The 17,342-nt window shown below is 71.7% G+C and carries 13 protein-coding genes; 3 read left to right on the top strand and 10 right to left on the bottom strand.

Annotation, left to right across the window (positions count from 1 at the left end; translation table 11 throughout):
• Positions 1 to 21: 21 nt before the first annotated feature.
• Complete coding sequence (locus ABZ919_RS11975) at positions 22 to 3,036, bottom strand: glycoside hydrolase family 3 N-terminal domain-containing protein (RefSeq protein ID WP_361245980.1); 3,015 nt, start codon at positions 3,034 to 3,036, stop codon at positions 22 to 24.
• A 156-nt stretch (positions 3,037 to 3,192) separates the two neighbouring features.
• Here ABZ919_RS11975 and ABZ919_RS11970 point away from each other — a divergent pair, with 156 nt between their 5' ends.
• Together ABZ919_RS11970 and ABZ919_RS11965 are read left to right on the top strand one after the other, a co-directional pair.
• Positions 3,193 to 5,058 (top strand): lectin, encoded by a 1,866-nt coding sequence (locus ABZ919_RS11970; RefSeq protein WP_361245978.1) that lies wholly within the window; start codon positions 3,193 to 3,195, stop codon positions 5,056 to 5,058.
• Positions 5,059 to 5,280: 222 nt separating this feature from the next.
• Positions 5,281 to 5,880, top strand: coding sequence for a GPP34 family phosphoprotein (locus ABZ919_RS11965; RefSeq protein WP_361245975.1), 600 nt, complete (start codon positions 5,281 to 5,283; stop codon positions 5,878 to 5,880).
• A 105-nt stretch (positions 5,881 to 5,985) separates the two neighbouring features.
• Here the strand turns inward: ABZ919_RS11965 and ABZ919_RS11960 are convergent, their stop codons facing one another.
• The 8 genes from ABZ919_RS11960 to ureA form a co-directional block, all read right to left on the bottom strand.
• Complete coding sequence (locus ABZ919_RS11960; protein WP_361245972.1) at positions 5,986 to 6,435, bottom strand: VOC family protein; 450 nt, start codon at positions 6,433 to 6,435, stop codon at positions 5,986 to 5,988.
• A gap of 13 nt (positions 6,436 to 6,448) precedes the next feature.
• The gene (gene cimA, locus ABZ919_RS11955; RefSeq protein WP_361245969.1) at positions 6,449 to 8,059 is read right to left on the bottom strand and encodes a citramalate synthase; all 1,611 of its coding nucleotides are present in this window, start codon (positions 8,057 to 8,059) and stop codon (positions 6,449 to 6,451) included.
• Between the two features lie 288 nt (positions 8,060 to 8,347).
• The gene (locus tag ABZ919_RS11950) at positions 8,348 to 9,670 is read right to left on the bottom strand and encodes an MFS transporter (protein WP_361245966.1); all 1,323 of its coding nucleotides are present in this window, start codon (positions 9,668 to 9,670) and stop codon (positions 8,348 to 8,350) included.
• Between the two features lie 38 nt (positions 9,671 to 9,708).
• Entirely contained in the window at positions 9,709 to 10,326 is a 618-nt protein-coding gene (locus ABZ919_RS11945) for a TetR/AcrR family transcriptional regulator (protein ID WP_361245963.1), read from the bottom strand.
• A complete protein-coding gene (locus tag ABZ919_RS11940; protein WP_361245961.1) occupies positions 10,323 to 10,808 on the bottom strand; it encodes a hypothetical protein in 486 nt (161 codons plus the stop codon). The genes ABZ919_RS11945 and ABZ919_RS11940 overlap by 4 nt, the downstream gene beginning before the upstream one ends.
• A 26-nt stretch (positions 10,809 to 10,834) precedes the next feature.
• Positions 10,835 to 11,878: an agmatine deiminase family protein gene (locus ABZ919_RS11935; RefSeq protein ID WP_361245958.1), complete on the bottom strand. Its 1,044-nt coding sequence runs from the start codon at positions 11,876 to 11,878 to the stop codon at positions 10,835 to 10,837.
• Between the two features lie 29 nt (positions 11,879 to 11,907).
• Positions 11,908 to 13,632, bottom strand: coding sequence for an urease subunit alpha (locus tag ABZ919_RS11930; RefSeq protein ID WP_361245955.1), 1,725 nt, complete (start codon positions 13,630 to 13,632; stop codon positions 11,908 to 11,910).
• Positions 13,629 to 14,327, bottom strand: a complete 699-nt coding sequence (ureA, locus tag ABZ919_RS11925; RefSeq protein WP_361245953.1) for an urease subunit gamma — start codon at positions 14,325 to 14,327, stop codon at positions 13,629 to 13,631. The genes ABZ919_RS11930 and ureA overlap by 4 nt, the downstream gene beginning before the upstream one ends.
• Positions 14,328 to 14,473: 146 nt before the next feature.
• Here ureA and ABZ919_RS11920 point away from each other — a divergent pair, with 146 nt between their 5' ends.
• Positions 14,474 to 15,910, top strand: coding sequence for a cytosine permease (locus tag ABZ919_RS11920; protein WP_361245950.1), 1,437 nt, complete (start codon positions 14,474 to 14,476; stop codon positions 15,908 to 15,910).
• Between the two features lie 106 nt (positions 15,911 to 16,016).
• Here ABZ919_RS11920 and ABZ919_RS11915 read toward each other — a convergent pair whose 3' ends face one another.
• Complete coding sequence (locus ABZ919_RS11915; RefSeq protein WP_361245948.1) at positions 16,017 to 17,336, bottom strand: lysine 2,3-aminomutase; 1,320 nt, start codon at positions 17,334 to 17,336, stop codon at positions 16,017 to 16,019.
• Between the last annotated feature and the right edge of the window lie 6 nt (positions 17,337 to 17,342).

Genomic DNA, 17,342 nt, shown 5'->3' with positions numbered 1-17,342 from the left:
TCATGCAGAGGACTCCGGACGTCATGCCGCCCGGTACGCCTCCGTGAGCTTCTGCACCGCCTTTGCGTACCGGCCGGTCAGCAGCAGATGGTCGGCGTCGGCGAAGGGCCGCGCCACCGCCCCGGTCATCCGCTCCCCCACCCGGTCCTGCACGAGCAGCCGCGCCTCGGCCACCAGCTCACGACCGGCCCGGTAGTCCCCCTTCCGCTCGGCCGCGGCGGCCGCCACGGCCAGGCTGTGCAAAGTGGCGGTGCCGCCCCGGGGGACGCCGGTGAGCGTGGTCAGGCCCCAGCCGTACGGGAACTGCGGGTCGTAGGACGCGTCGCCCACGTTGATGGGCAGCTGCGACTCGGACTTGGGCCAGGTGACGGGGAGCTGTCCGGTGAAGGGGCGCTTGCCGTAGAGGACGTCGGCCACACCCTCGCCCTCGGTGCCGGGCAGCCAGGACGCCACCAGCGCGTCGATCCTCCCGAGCCGGTCGCCGACGAGCTGCGGCCGGCCGGAGACGATCAGCACCGCGCACTTCATGGCCGCGCACACCTTGTCCACGGCCGCCTCGTCGGCCGCCGACAGCTGCAGGCTGTGGCCGTTGCCGACGTCGCCGACGCCCTCGGCGTACGGGGTCTCGCCGACGACGACCACACCGACGTCGTAGCCGGCCGTCGGTGCGGAGGCGTCCTTGGAGTAGGTGACGTTCCCGCCCGCCTCGCGCATGCCCTGCAGGACGGTCGTGCCCCGGGTGTGGGTGCCGGACGCGCCCTGCCAGGTGAGAGTCCAGCCGCCGGTCTGGTTGCCGAGGTCGTCGGCGTCGGACCCGGCGACGTACACCTTCTCGCTCTTCTTCAGCGGCAGGACGTTCCCGCTGTTCTTCAGCAGGACCTGTGACTCGGCGGCGGCCTCGCGGGCGACCGCCCGGTGGGCCGGGGAGCCGATGGCGGAGGCACCGCTGGTGTCGGCGTAGGGGTGCTCGAACAGGCCCAGCCTGAACTTCTGGGTGAGGATGCGCGAGACGGCGTCGTCGATCCGCTTCTCGCTGATCCGGCCCGCCTTCACCTCGTCGGCGAGCGTCCCGCTGAAGCCCTGGTAGGAGTACGGCACCATCATCATGTCGACGCCCGCGTTCACCGCCGTGCGGACGTGGGCGGCGTAGTCGCCGGGCAGCTGGTCGATGGCGTTCCAGTCGCTGACGACGAAGCCGTCGAAGCCCATCCGGCCCTTCAGCTCACCGTTGATCATGTCGCCGCGGGCGTGCATCTTCACCGCGCCCCGGCCGTCGCCGACGATGTCGAGGGAGGAGTACGACGGCATGACCGTGCCGATGCCCCGCTCGACAGCGGTCCGGTACGGCGCCAGGTGGATGTCCTCGAGCTGCTGCCGGGTGACCGTGGTGACGCCCTGGTCGATGGTGTAGGTGCCGGTGGTGGACGAGCCGTAGGCGGTGCCGCCGTCGCCGACGAAGTGCTTGGCGGTGGCGAGCACCTTGTCGTTGCGGCTCAGGTCCCGGCCGTCGGCCCTGCCCTGGAGGCCCTGGATCATGGTCTCCATGGACTGCACGAGGGCGGGATCCTCGCCGAAGGACTCGTAGGAGCGGCCCCAGCGTTCGTCGCGGCTCACGCACAGGCAGGGCGCGAAGTCCCACGGGATGCCGGTGGCGCGGACCTCGGCGGCCGTCACCGAGCCCGTCTCGTAGGCGAGTCCAGGGTCCCGGCTCGCGCCGATGCCGATGTTGTGCGGCATGATCGTGGCGCCGGCCAGGTTGTTGTGGCCGTGGACCGCGTCGACGCCGTAGATCAGCGGGATCTGGAAGCGGGTGGCCCGCGTCCGCAGCTGGAATCCGTCGACCATCCGTGCCCACGCCTCGGGGGTGTTGGGCGTGGGCGTGGAGCCGCCGCCGGAGAGGAGCGAGCCGAGGCCGTACGTCGCGATGTCGCCCCCGCTGCCCACGGCCCCGCGCTCGGCCTGGGTCATCTGCCCGGCCTTCTCCTCCAGGGACATGCGGGACAGCAGGTCCGCGACACGCTTGCGGACCGGCAATGCGGCGTTCAGGTACGGCAGTCCGTGCGCGTCGACGACGATCTGCGGGCTCTCGGCGGGGGCCTTGGCGCCGGTGACCGTGAGCTTGAGCGGGACGGTCCTCGCCGGTGCGGCCGCCTTGTTCCGCAGCGTGCGAACCTCGATGGTCCGGACGGCGCCGGAGCGGCTGCCGGCCGGGAAGGTGAGGGTGCCGGAGGCGGGGGTGTAGTCCTGGCCGGCGGTCGCGGTGCCGCCTTCCGTGGCGTACGTGACGGTCACCGGGTCGTCGACGGGCCGGTCACCGGTGGTGGCCAGGGTGACCTTCACCTCGGCGGTGCCGCCCCCCTTCACCGGGTAGACGGGCGCGTCGGTGGTCACGGAGGCGCGCAGCGACTGGTTGGCCCGGCCGTACAGTTCGACGTCGTCCATGGCGAAGTCGCCCTTGGTGCCCGCCGGGAGCGTGACCGCGTACCCCCACATCTGCGTGAGCCCGAGGACGTGGTCGATGCCGCCGACCGGCTGGTAGTCGGTGCGGTAGGTGAAGTCGGTGAAGGGGACCGAGATCTGCTTCCAGCCGGTGAAGTCGTCGGTGAAGGAGGTCGTCCAGAGCTCGGAGGCCTCGCCGTTCGCGCCGCCGTCCTTGATCTCGAAGGCGATCTTCCGGCCGTTGTCCCGGCCCTCCCACCAGAACCGGATGCCCTGGTGCGCGGACCAGTCGTGGGCGGGCTCGGTGGCGGCGAAGTCGTGGGTGAAGCCGCCGTAGCCGCTGATGTCGTAGCTGCCGGTGAGGACCTCGGCGCCCTCGGGGGCGTCGGCTCGGCCGGTGAGGTGCAGGGTGGGCGGGTCGTCGGCGTCGCTCCCCCAGGTGAAGATGCCGTCGGCGGGCTGGGAGGCGAAGGGGACCTCGCCCTCGAAGCGGTCGACGGGGACCGGGGCGGGATCGTCGGCGGCGTGCGCCGCGGCGGACAGGGGCAACAGGGCGGCGAGCAAGGCCCCGGACACGAGCAGGGCGGTTCTTGGCATGGACCTTCCCTCGGCTCTCATGGTTCACTCATGGCTTAGATCACGCCGTGAGTTAACTAACGGCTCCCCCAACCCGTCAAGACGGCACGTCCGTTGTGCCGCTCGTCGATTCTGTCGGTCCCGCTCTGTCGACCCGAGAGGAAAGGGCGACGCACCATGAGGAGAACCCCCCGCACGGTCCGGCTGCTGCTGGCCGGACTGCTCTCCGCCGCCGGCTTCGCCGCCGCCGTGCCCCCGGCACACGCGGCCGGTGAGCAGGTCACGGCCTGGCTCACCACCACCGACGACTCCGCCGGACGGCATGTCGTACGCGGCCTTCAGGCCCAGACGCCGTTCGCCTTCCAGTCCGGCACGGGAGGCGGCGGCACGAACATCACCGTGGACGAGAACACCCGCTACCAGACCTTCACCGGCGGCGGCGCGTCCTTCACGGACACCGCGGCCTGGCTGATGAACAGCAGCGGGGCACTGTCGCAGACGACCCGGGACGCGACCATGCGCAAGCTGTTCTCGCCGACGGACGGCATCGGGCTGTCGTTCCTGCGCAATCCGATGGGCGCCTCGGACCTCGCCCGGTACGGCTACACCTACGACGACGTGCCTTCCGGGCAGACGGATCCGGGTCTGTCCAAGTTCTCGGTCTCCCACGACCTCGCGGACGTGGTGCCGCTCACCCGGCAGGCGCTCCAGCTCGACCCGTCCCTGACGGTGATGGCCTCGCCGTGGACGGCTCCCGCCTGGATGAAGGACAGCGGCTCGCTCGACGGCGGCTGGCTCAAGGCCGAGGACTACGGCGCGTACGCGTCCTACTTCGTCAAGTACCTCCAGGCGTACGAGGCCCAGGGGATCCACGTCTCGTACGTGACCCCGCAGAACGAGCCGACCTGCTGTTCCGGCTATCCGTCGATGAGCTGGAACGCGAGCGGGCTCGCCTACTTCCTCAAGAACGACCTGCTGCCGCAGCTCCAGTCGGCCGGGCTGTCGGCCAAGGTCCTGGCGCACGACTGGAACTGGGACACCTACGACTCCTACGCCGCCCAGTCCGTGGACGACCCCGCGATCCGCAACCACCCCAACTTCGGCGGGATCGCCTGGCACGGCTACGGCGGTGACGTCACCGAGCAGACCACCGTGCACGACCGGTACCCCGCGCTGGACGCCTTCGGGACTGAGCACTCCGGCGGCACCTGGATCGCGAACCAGCAGCGCGAGGACATGGCCGACATCATCGACTACACCCGCAACTGGGCGAAGTCGGTGACCAAGTGGTCGCTGGCCGTGGACCAGAACGGCGGTCCCCACAACGGAGGTTGCGGCACCTGCACCGGGCTGATCACCGTGCACAACGGGGACGGCGCCAGCGGGACGGTGGACTATACCGTCGAGTACTACGACATGGGCCAGCTGACCAAGTTCGTCCGGCCGGGCGCCCAGCGGATCGCCTCGACGGCGTCCACGGCCGTGCCCAACGTGGCCTGGCGCAACCCGGACGGCAGCAAGGCGCTGATCGCCTACAACGACTCGTCCTCGGCGCAGACGGTGACCATCGACTGGGGCTCGGAGCACGCCACTTACTCGCTGCCCGGCAAGACCTCGGCCACCTTCACCTGGTCCGGCACCCAGTCCGGCGGCGGCGCCCGGACCGGTTCCTTCGTCGGTCTGGCCGGCAAGTGCCTGGACGTGGCGGGCGCGTCGAACGCCAACGGCACTGCGGTGCAGCTCTACGACTGCAACGGCACCTCGGCCCAGCAGTGGACGGTGGCGGCCGACGGCTCGGTCCGGGCGCTCGGCAAGTGCCTCGACGTGACGTCGGGTTCGACCGCGGACGGGGCCAAGGTGCAGTTGTACGACTGCAACGGGACCGGTGCCCAGCAGTGGTCGTACAACGCCTCGACCGGTGATGTCGTGAACACGGCGGCCAACAAGTGCCTGGACGTCACGGACAACTCGTCCGCGAACGGGGCCCGGACCCAGATCTGGTCGTGCACGGGCGCCGCGAACCAGAAGTGGCACCTGCAGTAGGCCGCCCCACCGGGAACTCCCCACCGGGAACTCCCCGCCGGGGACTCCCCACCAGGGGCTCCGCCCGCCCCCGGAACCCCGCACTGCGCCCGCACTGCGCCCGCACTCCGGCCGACCCGTCCGGCCGGAGGGCGGGCGCATCGGCTCGCCGACACGGCCGGCCGGCCGGAAAGCGGGGGTCGCTGTGCTGCGATTCCGGCGGGGGCGGCCCATGGTAGGGATATGACCACACCGCAGGATCTGTTCCTCGTCAGCCTCGACGTGCCCGGCGATCACCCCGTCGAGCCGGGCGATCTGTCGCTGGCGCTCGCGGGGGCCGAGCTGATCGACCTTCTCGCGGCGCGGGCCCTCACCCTGGCCGGTGAGCGCATCACCCCCGGTCCCGTGCTGACCACCGGTGACCGGATGCTGGACGAGGCCGGGGCGGCGCTCGTACGCAAGGAGCCGTACGAAACCGTGGAGGACTGGCTGTGGCGCCGGGGCGAGGGGCTGGCCACGGCCTACCGCGACGTCCTGGACGCCGAGGGGCAGCTCTCCGGGAAGCGGCACCGCTGGCCGCACCGGGTGGACAAGGCGGCGGCGGCCGAAACCCCGGCCCGCCGGCACGCCGCCGACCGCTGGTGGTCCCGCGAGCCGGTTCTCGCCGGGCTCGCCTCCACCCTGGGCATCCAGGGGGAGGTGCCGCCCGAGGAGGAACCCGGCGACGAGGCGGTCGTCACCGTCCTGGTGGCGGTCGGTGACGCGGTGACCGAACTGGGGGCCGTACGCGAGCGGCGGCGCATCGAGAACGTGGCCTTCGACAACATCTGGCGGGCGCCCTGAGGCGCTGAGAGGGGGGAGAAGGCGCCGTCGCCCCGGGCCGGTCCGGGCGGAGGACCTGGTGCTGCGACCGGAGAGGTTCACCGGCTCGCGACGCCCGGCACGGCACTAGCGGAAGAAGGGCCCCGGTGACCTGCGGACCGGCTGGCCGACGCCGAGCAGGTTGCCCTCGCTGTCCCGGAACCAGGCGCCCCGCTCACCCCGTGCGCCCTTGCTCGGGTAGTTGCCGTCGATCTCGGCGATGCCGTCCCGGGTGCGCAGGCCGGGCACGTCGACCTCCTCGAAGGTCACACCCCGGCGCCGCAGCTCCGCCACGACCGCGTCGAGGTCGTCCACCTCGAAGGCCATCTGGGTGAAGGTGCCGGGCGAGGTCCCGGTGGAGCGGAACACCACGAAGTCGCTCCCGCCGCAGCGGTACAGCAGCCCACCGGGGCGTTCGTCGACGGGTTCCAGGCCGAGCTTGTCGGCGTAGAAGCGCCGGGCCCGCTCCAGGTCCCCGGCGGGCAGCCGGGTCGCCACGCGGGCCCGGGACAGCAGGTCGCTCGCGTCTGTGGTCATACCTCCACTGTGACTACTGAGCTGGTGCCACGCCCGCCCGCAGCAGCCCGTACGTGTACGCGTCCTCCAGGGCCTGCCAGGAGGCGGCGATGACGTTGTCGGCCACACCGACCGTGGACCACTCGCCGGCGCCGTCCGAGGTGGAGATCAGCACGCGCGTCGTGGAGGAGGTGCCGTGCTTGCCCTCCAGGATGCGGACCTTGTAATCGACCAGCTCCAGCTTGGCGAGCTGCGGGTAGATCTTCTCCAGGGCGACGCGCAGCGCGCGGTCGAGGGCGTTGACCGGGCCGTTTCCCTCGGCGGTGGCGACGATCCGCTCGCTCTTGGCCCACAGCTTGACGGTGGCCTCGTTGGCGTGGGTGCCGTCGGGGCGGTCCTCGACGATGGCCCGCCAGGACTCGACGTCGAAGTACTTCAGCGGCCTGCCCTCGACCTCGGCACGCAGCAGCAGCTCGAAGGAGGCGTCGGCGGCCTCGTAGGTGTACCCCTTGAGCTCGCGCTCCTTCACCCGCTCGACCACCCGGCCGACCAGCTCCCGGTCGCCGCCCAGGTCGATGCCGAGCTCCTTGCCCTTCAGCTCGATGGAGGCGCGGCCCGCCATGTCGGAGACCAGCATGCGCATGGTGTTGCCGACCAGCTGGGGATCGATGTGCTGGTACAGGTCCGGATCCACCTTGATCGCGGAGGCGTGCAGACCGGCCTTGTGGGCGAAGGCGGAGACGCCGACGTACGGCTGGTGGGTGGAGGGCGTGAGGTTGACGACCTCGGCGACGGCATGGGAGATCCGCGTCGTCTCGCGGAGCTTGCCCTCCGGCAGCACCTTCTTGCCGTACTTCAGTTCCAGGGCGGCGACGACCGGGAAGAGGTTGGCGTTGCCGACGCGCTCGCCGTAGCCGTTGGCCGTGCACTGCACGTGGGTGGCGCCCGCGTCGACGGCGGCGAGGGTGTTGGCGACCGCGCAGCCGGTGTCGTCCTGGGCGTGGATGCCGAGGCGGGCGCCGGTGTCGGCGAGGACGGTGGAGACGACGGCGTGGATCTGGGCGGGGAGCATGCCGCCGTTGGTGTCGCACAGGACGACGACGTCGGCGCCGGCCTCGGCGGCCGTACGGACGACGGCCTTGGCGTACTCGGGGTTGGCGCGGTAGCCGTCGAAGAAGTGCTCGCAGTCCACGAAGACCCGGCGGCCCTGGTCCTTCAGGTACGACACCGTGTCGCGGACCATCTCCAGGTTCTCGTGGAGCGTGGTGCGCAGCGCCAGCTCCACATGCCGGTCGTGCGACTTGGCGACCAGGGTGATCACCGGGGCGCCGGACTCGAGCAGGGCCCTGACCTGGGGGTCCTCGGCGGCCTTGGCACCGGCGCGGCGGGTGGCGCCGAAGGCGACCAGCTGGGCGTGCTTGAAGTGGACCTCGGCCTGCGCGCGGGCGAAGAACTCGGTGTCGCGGGGGTTCGCGCCGGGCCAGCCGCCCTCGATGAAGCCCACGCCGAAGTCGTCCAGGTGCCGGGCGATGGCGAGCTTGTCCGCGACGGTGAGGTTGATGCCCTCGCGCTGCGCCCCGTCGCGCAGCGTGGTGTCGAAGACGTGGAACGAGTCGTCGAGCTCGCTGTTTGCCGTCTCGGTCATGGTCTCAAGGCTCCTGTTGTGGATCTTCGGTCTTACCGGAATGACCGGCTCCACCGTCCCCCCAATGGTCCCGCGCGCTCTCGTTCCGCCGGCTGAAGGTGGGCCGGAAAACGAAAAAACCCCTCGCGGGTGCGAGAGGTCTGCGCGCGGGTCGAGGACGACGGTGGCCACCCGCACCTGGTCGTACGAGGTGGTCACTGCGGACCGGCGCGCCTGCTGCCAATAATCATGGCGAACGAGAGCACGGGGGCAGTCTGGCACAGCACCGCCCCCGGCTCACCGACCGTCTCAGGATGCGGTCGTCAGACTGGACTCCCCGGACCCCTCCCCCGCTCCCTGAACGTCCTTCACCCTGGCCAGATCCAGGTCCTTGGTCTCCCGCATGGTGACGTACACCACAAGGGATACGGCGGCACAGCCCGCCACGTACCAGGAGAAGCCGGACTCGATCCCGGCCTTCTTGAACCACAGGGCGATGTATTCGGCGGTGCCGCCGAACAGGGCGTTGGCGAGGGCGTACGGCAGGGCCACGCCGAGGGCCCGCACCCCGGTCGGGAACAGCTCGGCCTTCACGCAGGCGTTGATCGAGGTGTAGCCGGTGACGACGATCAGCGCGAGCAGGGTGAGACCGAGGGCCGGCCAGTAACCGTCCGCGTGCTTGAGCAGGGTCATGATCGGCACGGTGAGGAAGGTGGAGCCGACCGCGAAGGTGATCAGCAGCGGGCGGCGGCCGATCCGGTCGGACAGGGCGCCCGCGAGCGGCTGGAGCGCGGCGAAGACGATCAGCGCGGTGAAGGAGACGAGCGTCGCCGTCTGCTTCGACAGGCCGGCCGAGTTGGAGAGGTACTTGGTCAGATACGTGGTGTAGGTGTAGTAGGCGACCGTGCCGCCCATGGTGAGGGCGACGACCAGGAACGCCTCCCGCCTGTGCCGCCACAGGGCGCGCAGGGTGCCGCGTTCCTCGGCGCGGGAGGTGTCCTCCTCGTACAGCTCGGTCTCCAGCATGCTGCGCCGCAGATAGAAGACGACGGCCGCGCCGAGCGCGCCGACGACGAACGGGATCCGCCAGCCGTAGCTGTGCAACGCGCTGTCGGACATGGTCCGTTGCAGGATGATCTGCAGGCCGAGGCCGACGATCTGGCCCGCGGTCATGGAGACGTACTGGAAGCTGGAGGCGAACCCGCGCCGCCGGGGGTCGGAGGCCTCCGTCAGATACGTGGCGCTGGCCGCGTACTCGCCGCCCACGGACAGTCCCTGCAGCAGGCGGGCGACGAGGAGGACGAGTGCGCCGCCGTAGCCGGCGGCCGCGTACGTCGGGGCGACGGCGATGAGGATCGCCGACGCCGACATCAGCGTGACGGTCAGCGTCAGCGCCGCCTTGCGGCCCTTGCGGTCGCCGACCCGGCCCAGGAGCCAGCCGCCCACCGGGCGCATGAAGAAGCCGACGGCGAAGATGCCCGCGGTGTTCATCAGTCGGGCCGTGGGATCGCCGCTCGGGAAGAAGGCGCCGGCGAAGTAGGTGGCGAAGCTCGCGTACACGAACCAGTCGAACCACTCGACCATGTTCCCGGCCGACCCGACCCAGATCCTCTTCCAGTGTTGTCGTCCCATGGGCCGGAACATGCCCGGCACCGGAGCGGACGATTCCTTCAGCCGGCCGGCACCAGGAGGGAGTCGGCGATGAACTCCCTCACATGGGCGAGGACTTGCTCCCGGTCGGTGCCGCGCAACCCGATGGCCACATGGATGGAGAACCCGTCGAGCAGCGCGCGCAGTCGCGCCGCGAAGCGGTCCGCGTCGACCCTCCGGAACTCGCCGCGCGACACGCCCTCGGCGATCAGCGCGACCAGATCGCGGTGCCACGCCCCTTCGATGGCCGCCTGCCGGGCCCGCGCGTCGTCGTCGGCGTTCTGCGAGCGGTTCCAGACCTCAAGCCACAGCGTCCAGTGCGGGTCACGGTGGCCGTCGGGGACGTAGAGGTCGACGTAGGCGGAAAGCCGCTCGCTCGCGGTACCGGGGCCGGTGAGGAGCCGGCCCCGGGCCGCGCCGAGCCGGCCCTCGCTCCACTCCAGCGTCCGCAGCAGCAGCTCGTCCTTGGAGTGGAAGTAGTACAGGAGATGGCCGCTGCTCATGCCGACCTCGCGGCCGAGCGCCGCCATGGTGAGCTTCTCCAGACCGCGCTCGGCGATCATGTCCATGGCCGCGGCGAGGACGTCCTCGCGGGGCGGGGCGGGGGTACGGCGGCGGGGGGAGGGGGTCTCGCTCATGCGGGGACCACCCGTACCGCGTCGGGCAGGAAGTGGGTCTCGTAGGGGCCGGTGCACGAGTCGAGCTGCGAGGCCACGCCCACCCCGCAGCCGGCACACACCCGGTCCGGTCCGTCGCCTTCCGGGACGCTGCAGCAGCCGGCCCACCGGACGTCCGGGTTGGGGTTGAGAAAGCCCCTGGCGTCGGCGGGGTGGACGACGAACGTGCCGCTCGGCCCCGCCGACGTCAGGCACCCCGGCCCGTCCGGGTCGAGCATGACTGTGCCGGGGTAGGCCGCCCCCATCCATTCGGGGTCCGGATGCGGCACGTACGGCGGCCCGGACGGCTCGGGATCCACCGCGTACCTGCCGCGCGGCACGGTCGACGGGGCCTGCCGCGCACCGTCCTGCCCGTCGTACTCCGGACGTTCGGGCAGCTCGGGCAACAGCCGCAGCGGCGGGCTGAGACGGCGGCCGCAGGCCGCGCACACCAGGACGTTCACCCGTATGTTCTACCCGAAGCGGTCCGTCACCGGACCCGCGGCTGCTGCTGGGTGATGCAGTGGATGCCGCCACCGCCCGCGAAGATCGTCCGTGCGTCCACCAGGGTCACCGTCCGTTCGGGGAACAGCCGGCGGAAGGTGCCCGCGGCGATCTCGTCGCGTGGGTCGTCGAAGCCGCACAGCACCACGCCGCCGTTGCAGAGGTAGTGGTTGATGTAGGAGTAGTCGGCCCAGTGGCCGTCGGCCTCCAGGGCGGTCGGGGCGGGGACCTCGACGACCTCCAGCCCGCGGCCCCGGGCGTCGGTCGCCGACTTCAAAAGGCCGATGACCTCCTTGGTGACCTCGTGGTCGGGGTGGGCCGGGTCCGGCTGGGAGTGCGCCACCACGACGCCCGGCCGGGCGAAGGCGGCGACGATGTCGACGTGGCCGAGGGTGCCGAAGCCGTAGGGAGGGTAGTCGCCGGTCAGACCGCGCGGCAGCCAGATCGCCTTCCGGGTGCCGAGGTGGGCGTGGATCTCCGCCTCGACCTCCTCCTTCGACCAGTGCGGATTGCGCTCGGGGCCGAGCTGCACGGTCTCGGTGAGCAGCACGGTGCCCTCGCCGTCGACGTGGATCGCGCCGCCCTCGTTGACCAGCTGCGAAGCGTACGTCTTCGCGCCCGCGAGGTCGGAGACATACGCGGCGATCTTGGAGTCGTGCTCCCAGCGGGCCCAGTCCTGGGCACCCCAGCCGTTGAACGTCCAGTCCACGGCGGCCAGTCCGCCCTTGCCGTCGGTCAGGAAGGTGGGGCCGATGTCGCGCATCCAGGCGTCGTCCAGGTCCCGCTCGACGGTGTCGACGTCCGGGCCGAGCAGCGCCTGCGCCTCGGCGGACTGTCCGGGGCCGCAGACGACGGTGACGGGCTCGAAGCGGCGGACGGCACGGGCGACCGTGGCCCAGGCGGTGCGGGAGGCGGCGAGGTCGTCCGGGTCCTCGAAGGTGGGGTTGGGGCCCGGCCACGCCATCCAGGTGCGCTCGTGCGGGGTCCACTCGGCGGGCATGCGGAAGCCGTCGGCGGCGGGGGTGGTCATAGGGAATCCCGGGTCCTTGTGTCAGGGGGTCAGAGGAAGTAGAGGCGGTTGAGGGAGACGGAGTCGGCGGGCTCCGAGCGCAGGGGGTCACCGTCGAGGGTGACCAGGCCGGTGTGCCGGTCGACGTCGACCGCTCCGGTGCGGGAGTTCAGGCGCAGGTCGGCGGGCCCGATGCCCCGGGTGCCGCGCACGGCCACCCGGCGACGGCGGGTGGGCATCCGGTCGCCGCCCTGGTCGACGGCGGCCCGGGCGACGAACGCGACCGAGATGTCGGCGGCGGTGGCGCCGTACGAGCCGAACTGCGGGCCCAGCACGAGGGGTTCGCAGGTGTCGGTGGCCGCGTTGGGGTCGCCGACCACGCCGTACGCCGGGAAGCCGGCCTTGAGGACGAGCTGCGGCTTGGCGCCGAAGTACTCGGGCCGCCACAACACGATGTCGGCGAGCTTGCCGGCCTCGATCGAACCGACCTCGTGCGCGAGGCCGTGGGCGATGGCCGGGTTGATCGTGAGCTTGGCCATGTAGCGCAGGACGCGGGCGTTGTCGTCGCCCTCGCCGTCGCCCTCCAGCGGGCCCAGTTCGGTCTTCATCTTGCCGGCCATGGCGAAGGTGCGGCGGACCGTCTCACCGGCGCGGCCCATGCCCTGGGCGTCGGAGGAGGTGATGCCGATCGCGCCCAGGTCGTGCAGGACGTCCTCGGCGCCCATGGTGCCGGCGCGGATGCGGTCGCGCGCCATCGCCGCGTCGCCGGGGAGGTCCGGCTTGAGGTCGTGGACGGAGACGATCATGCCGTAGTGCTCGGCGACCGCGTCCCGGCCGAAGGGCAGGGTGGGGTTTGTGGAGGAACCGATGACGTTCGGGACGCCCGCCATTTTGAGCACGTTGGGCACGTGTCCGCCGCCGCAGCCCTCGATGTGGAAGGCGTGGATCGTGCGGCCCTCCAGCACCTTCAGGGTGTCCTCGACCGACAGGCACTCGTTCAGGCCGTCGCTGTGCAGGGCCACCTGGACGTCGTGCTCCTCGGCGACCCGCAGGGCGGTGTCCAGGGCCCGGGCGTGGGCCCCCATGTCCTCGTGCACCTTGAAGCCGGACGCGCCGCCCTCGGCCAGCGCCTCGATCAGGGGCGCGCTGTGGGACGACGACCCCCGGCCCAGGAAGCCGATGTTGACCGGCCAGGCATCGAAGGCGTTGAAGGCGTGGCGCAGCGCCCAGGGCGAGTTGACGCCCACGCCCCACACCGGCCCGAACTCCTGCCCGACGATCGTGGTCACGCCGGAGGCGAGCGAGGCCTCCATGATCCGCGGCGACAGCAGGTGGACATGGGTGTCGACGGCCCCCGCGGTGGCGATGAGCCCCTCGCCGGACACGATGGAGGTGCCCGTGCCGACGACGACGTCGACGCCGTCCAGGGTGTCGGGGTTGCCTGCCCGCCCGATCGAACAGATCCGGCCCTCCCGGATGCCGATGGAGACCTTCCTGATCCCCTGCACCGCGTCGATCACGACGACGTTGCTGATCACGACGTCACAGGTGTCGCGGACCGCGGCGGCCTTCAGGTGCAGTCCGTCGCGGGCGGTCTTGCCGAAACCGGCGAGGAACTCGTCGCCGTAGCGCTGGGAGTCGGACTCCACGCGGACGGTGAGCCCGCAGTCGCCGAGGCGGATGCGGTCGCCGGCGCGGGGGCCGTGGGTGGCCGCGTAGGCGTGCGGGTCGACGTGGATCGCCCGGCTCACCTCGCGTCCCTTCGAGCGGCTCATCGCCCCTCGCCTCCTTCGTTCGTCGTTCCCAGATATCCGCAGGCGGCGGCCCTGCGCAGGGCCTCGTCCCGTGCTCCGGGCGCGTCCAGCGGCCCGTCGACCAGCCCGGCGAAGCCGATCGCGACGCGGTCGCCGCCGATCGGCACGAGCCCGACCTCCTCGCTCTCGCCCGGCCCGAACCGGACCGAGGACCCGGCGGGCACGGCGAGCCGCATGCCGTAGGCCGCGGCGCGGTCGAAGTCGAGGCGCGGGTTGGCCTCGAAGAAGTGGAAGTGGGAGGTGACGGAGACCGGCACGGTCGCGGTGTTGGTGACGGTGAGCCGGACGGCCGGCCCGGGGTCCGTGTGCTGGGGTCCGGGCAGCAGCGCGCCCGGGGCGTGCTCGCCGAGGCCGCCGCCGATGGGGTCGGAGACCACCGCGAGCCGGGAGCCGTCGTCGAAGACCGCCTCGACCATCACCTCGGTGACGACGTCGGCGACGCCGGGCAGCACGTCCTCGGGGCCGAGCACGGACCGGGCCGCCTCGACGGCCTCGGCGAGCCGCCTGCCGTCCCGCGCGGCCTCGCAGACGGTGTCCGCGATCAGCGCGGTCGCCTCCGGCACGTTCAGCCTCAGGCCGCGTGCGCGGCGGGCCCGGGCCAGCTCGGCGGCTCCGAAGAGCAGCAGCCGGTCACGTTCCGTGGGGGTCAGTCTCACGACGCGGCACCTCCTTGCTTCGCACAGTTTAGAACATCACTCTAAACACAGAATTCATGAAACAGAAGCATTGACCGGGGGGGAAGCTTCACGTCACATTGAACGTCGCTCAAACATCGAGGACGGCCGTCGAAGGAGCCCCAGCCATGCCGATAGAACAGCGCGGAGTCGACACCATCCCGGACGAGGAGCGGACCAGTGGTCCGCGCGACCTCGTCTCGATCCTGCTCGGTTCCAACCTCTGTCTCGGGGTGATCATCTTCGGCTGGCTTCCGCCGTCCTTCGGGCTCGGCTGGTGGGCGTCGGTGAGCGCGATCGTCGCGGGCACGATCGTCGGTACGGCCGTCACGGCGCCGCTCGCCCTCATCTCCCTGCGCACCGCCACCAACCTGTCCACGTCCTCCGGCGCCCAGTTCGGCGTCCGGGGCCGGCTGGTCGGCTCGATCGTGGGCCTGCTCCTCGCCCTCGGCTACACCGCGCTGACCGTGTGGATCGGCGGCGATGTGATGATCGGTGTGCTCGGCCGCATGGCCGGGCTCCCCGCGGACGGGGTGTCGTACGCCCTCGTCTACGCGGTGCTCGCGGCGGCCACCGTCGCGGGCGCGGTCTACGGCTACCGGGTGCTGCTCGCCATGTCCCGGGTCCTCGCCATCGGCATGACGGCCCTGCTGGCCCTCGGGATCATCGCGTACGGCCCGCACTTCACCACCGCGGCGCTGCCCGGCGCGGGCGGCCTTCTGCTGGGTTCCTTCTGGCCGACCTGGTTCCTGGCCGCGGTGGCCGCGGGCCTGTCCGGCCCCATCGCCTTCATCACCCTGCTCGGCGACTACACCCGCTACATCTCGCCGTCCCGGCACTCCAGCCGCCGGGTGCTGCACGCCACCTGGCTCGGTCTGCTCCTCGGCCTGCTCGTCCCGCAGCTGTTCGGCACCTTCACGGCGTACGCGGCCCGCGCGGCCACCGACTACGCGGGCCCGCTGGTCACCGCCTCCCCCGCCTGGTACCTGATTCCGCTGCTGCTGTCGGCCTCCGCCGGCTCGGTCGGCAACGCCGGTCTGATGCTGTACTCCATGGGTCTGGACCTGGACGCCATCCTGCCGAGGGCGTCACGCGCCCGTGCCACCTACACGGTCGCCGTGGTCGCCACGGCCTGCGTGTTCGCCGGCCACTACGCCTGGAACGCGCAGTCCGCGATGACCTCCTTCGTGCTGCTGCTCACCGCCATCGGCACTCCCTGGGCCGTGATCACCCTCATCGGCTTCGCCCGCTGCCGCGGTGTGTACGACTCCGACGCGCTGCAGGTCTTCAACCGCCGTTCCCGCGGCGGGATCTACTGGTACCGGGCCGGCTGGAACGTGCGGGCCGCCGTCTCCTGGGCGCTGGGCGCCGCGGTCGGCCTGCTGGCGGTGTCCCTGCCGTCGTACCAGGGCCCGCTGCTGCGCCTGACCGGCGGGGTGGACTGCAGCTTCCTGCTGTCGGGCGCGGTGGGCGGGCTGGTGTACCTGCTCCTGGCACCCCGGACGCCGGCGTCGGCCCGCGTCGAGGCCGCGCGGGAACCGGTCGGCGCGGAGAGGGGGCGCTAGCGCTGCGACCGGAACTCGCGATACTGGCCGGGCTCAGCCCCTTGGTCGCAAAGAAGACCGCCGCTGCAGACCGAAGCGCGGCCGTCGGCTGTGACGACGAGGCCGTTCACCCCGCCTCCAGGCCCGGCAGGAACCGTTCCGCGCCGAACGCCGGCTTCAGGTCGGTGAACCAGGTCGCGCCCTCGTCGTACGCGGCGAAGAACGGGCGGTCGACCAGCCCGGGGTCGCGGGCCTGGATCAGGTGGAGCACGAAGACCTTCTCGCCCGCCACCTCGGCGACGCCGTCCACGCAGACCTTGCCCGGCATCGCCGACATCACCGGCCCGCGCACCGTGCGGGCGAGCCCGGAGACCCGGGAGTAGGCATCGCGGAAGATGGCGTGCCCGCGGGCCAGCGGCACCCCGAAGTAGCCCTGCGGGCCGGTGTCCCGCTCCACGAACTGGTAGTACGGCACCGCGCCCAGCGCGGTCGTCTCCTCCCACAGCTCGGCCCACACCTCGGCACTGTCGTTGATCCCGGCGACCAGCGGGCCCTGGCAGCGGATCACCGCGCCCGTGTCCCGCACCCGGCGCATCGCCTCGCGCACCACCGCCGGGCGCAGTTCGCGCGGGTGCGTGAAGTGGGCCATCAGCGCCAGGTGGCGGCCGCTCGCGGCCACGTCCTCGAAGAGCCGCAGCAGGTCGTCGGCGTCCCGGTCGGTGAGGAATCGATACGGCCAGAAGGCGAGCGACTTGGTGCCGATCCGGATCGAGCGGACCGTGTCGATCCGCAGCAGCGGCTCCACGTAGCGGCGCAGCACCTCGGTGCTCATCACCAGCGGGTCGCCGCCGGTGATGAGCGCGCTGCTCACCTCGGGGTGGGCGCGCAGATAGGCGTCGGTGGCGGCGACGTCGTCGGTGGCGATGCGCAGGTCGCTCTCGCCGACGAACTGCGGCCAGCGGAAGCAGTAGGTGCAGTAGGCGTGGCAGGTCTGGCCCTGACGCGGGAAGATCAGCACCGTCTCGGGGTACTTGTGCTGCAGTCCGGTCAGGCGGCGGCCCTCGTGCACCGGCACATTGGCGTCCAGCTGGCCGGAGGGGTGCGGGTTGAGCCGCATCCGGATGTCGTGTGCGGCGCGCTGGATCTCGGCGCGTGGCGCGTCCCGCGCGAGCAGCTCCGCCATCCGGCGCAGGTCGTGCGCGGGCAGCATGCCGGTCTGCGGGAAGGTCAGCCGGAAGACGGGGTCGTCGGGGACGGCCGACCAGTCGATCAGCTCGTCCACGACGAAGGAGTTCGTGCGGAACGGCAGGACCGCCGACACGGCCCGCAGGGCCAGCCGCTCGGCGGCCGGCAGGGACACCCGGCCCAGCAGGCCGTCCAGGTCACGGGGGGTGAAGGCGCGGAACCGGGGTTCCGCGTGCGGAGCGGGGTGGAGCGCTGAACTCATCTGTGC

Source organism: Streptomyces sp. NPDC046759 (assembly GCF_040645475.1).
GTDB lineage: Bacteria > Actinomycetota > Actinomycetes > Streptomycetales > Streptomycetaceae > Streptomyces.
This window is presented reverse-complemented; position numbering and strand designations above follow the sequence as displayed.

Coding starts and splice junctions, on each gene's coding strand:
- ABZ919_RS11975 (WP_361245980.1), bottom strand. CDS start 3,036: ATGCCAAGAACCGCCCTGCTCGTGTCCGGGGCCTTGCTCGCCGCCCTG.
- ABZ919_RS11970 (WP_361245978.1), top strand. CDS start 3,193: ATGAGGAGAACCCCCCGCACGGTCCGGCTGCTGCTGGCCGGACTGCTC.
- ABZ919_RS11965 (WP_361245975.1), top strand. CDS start 5,281: ATGACCACACCGCAGGATCTGTTCCTCGTCAGCCTCGACGTGCCCGGC.
- ABZ919_RS11960 (WP_361245972.1), bottom strand. CDS start 6,435: ATGACCACAGACGCGAGCGACCTGCTGTCCCGGGCCCGCGTGGCGACC.
- cimA (WP_361245969.1), bottom strand. CDS start 8,059: ATGACCGAGACGGCAAACAGCGAGCTCGACGACTCGTTCCACGTCTTC.
- ABZ919_RS11950 (WP_361245966.1), bottom strand. CDS start 9,670: ATGGGACGACAACACTGGAAGAGGATCTGGGTCGGGTCGGCCGGGAAC.
- ABZ919_RS11945 (WP_361245963.1), bottom strand. CDS start 10,326: ATGAGCGAGACCCCCTCCCCCCGCCGCCGTACCCCCGCCCCGCCCCGC.
- ABZ919_RS11935 (WP_361245958.1), bottom strand. CDS start 11,878: ATGACCACCCCCGCCGCCGACGGCTTCCGCATGCCCGCCGAGTGGACC.
- ABZ919_RS11930 (WP_361245955.1), bottom strand. CDS start 13,632: ATGAGCCGCTCGAAGGGACGCGAGGTGAGCCGGGCGATCCACGTCGAC.
- ABZ919_RS11920 (WP_361245950.1), top strand. CDS start 14,474: ATGCCGATAGAACAGCGCGGAGTCGACACCATCCCGGACGAGGAGCGG.
- ABZ919_RS11915 (WP_361245948.1), bottom strand. CDS start 17,336: ATGAGTTCAGCGCTCCACCCCGCTCCGCACGCGGAACCCCGGTTCCGC.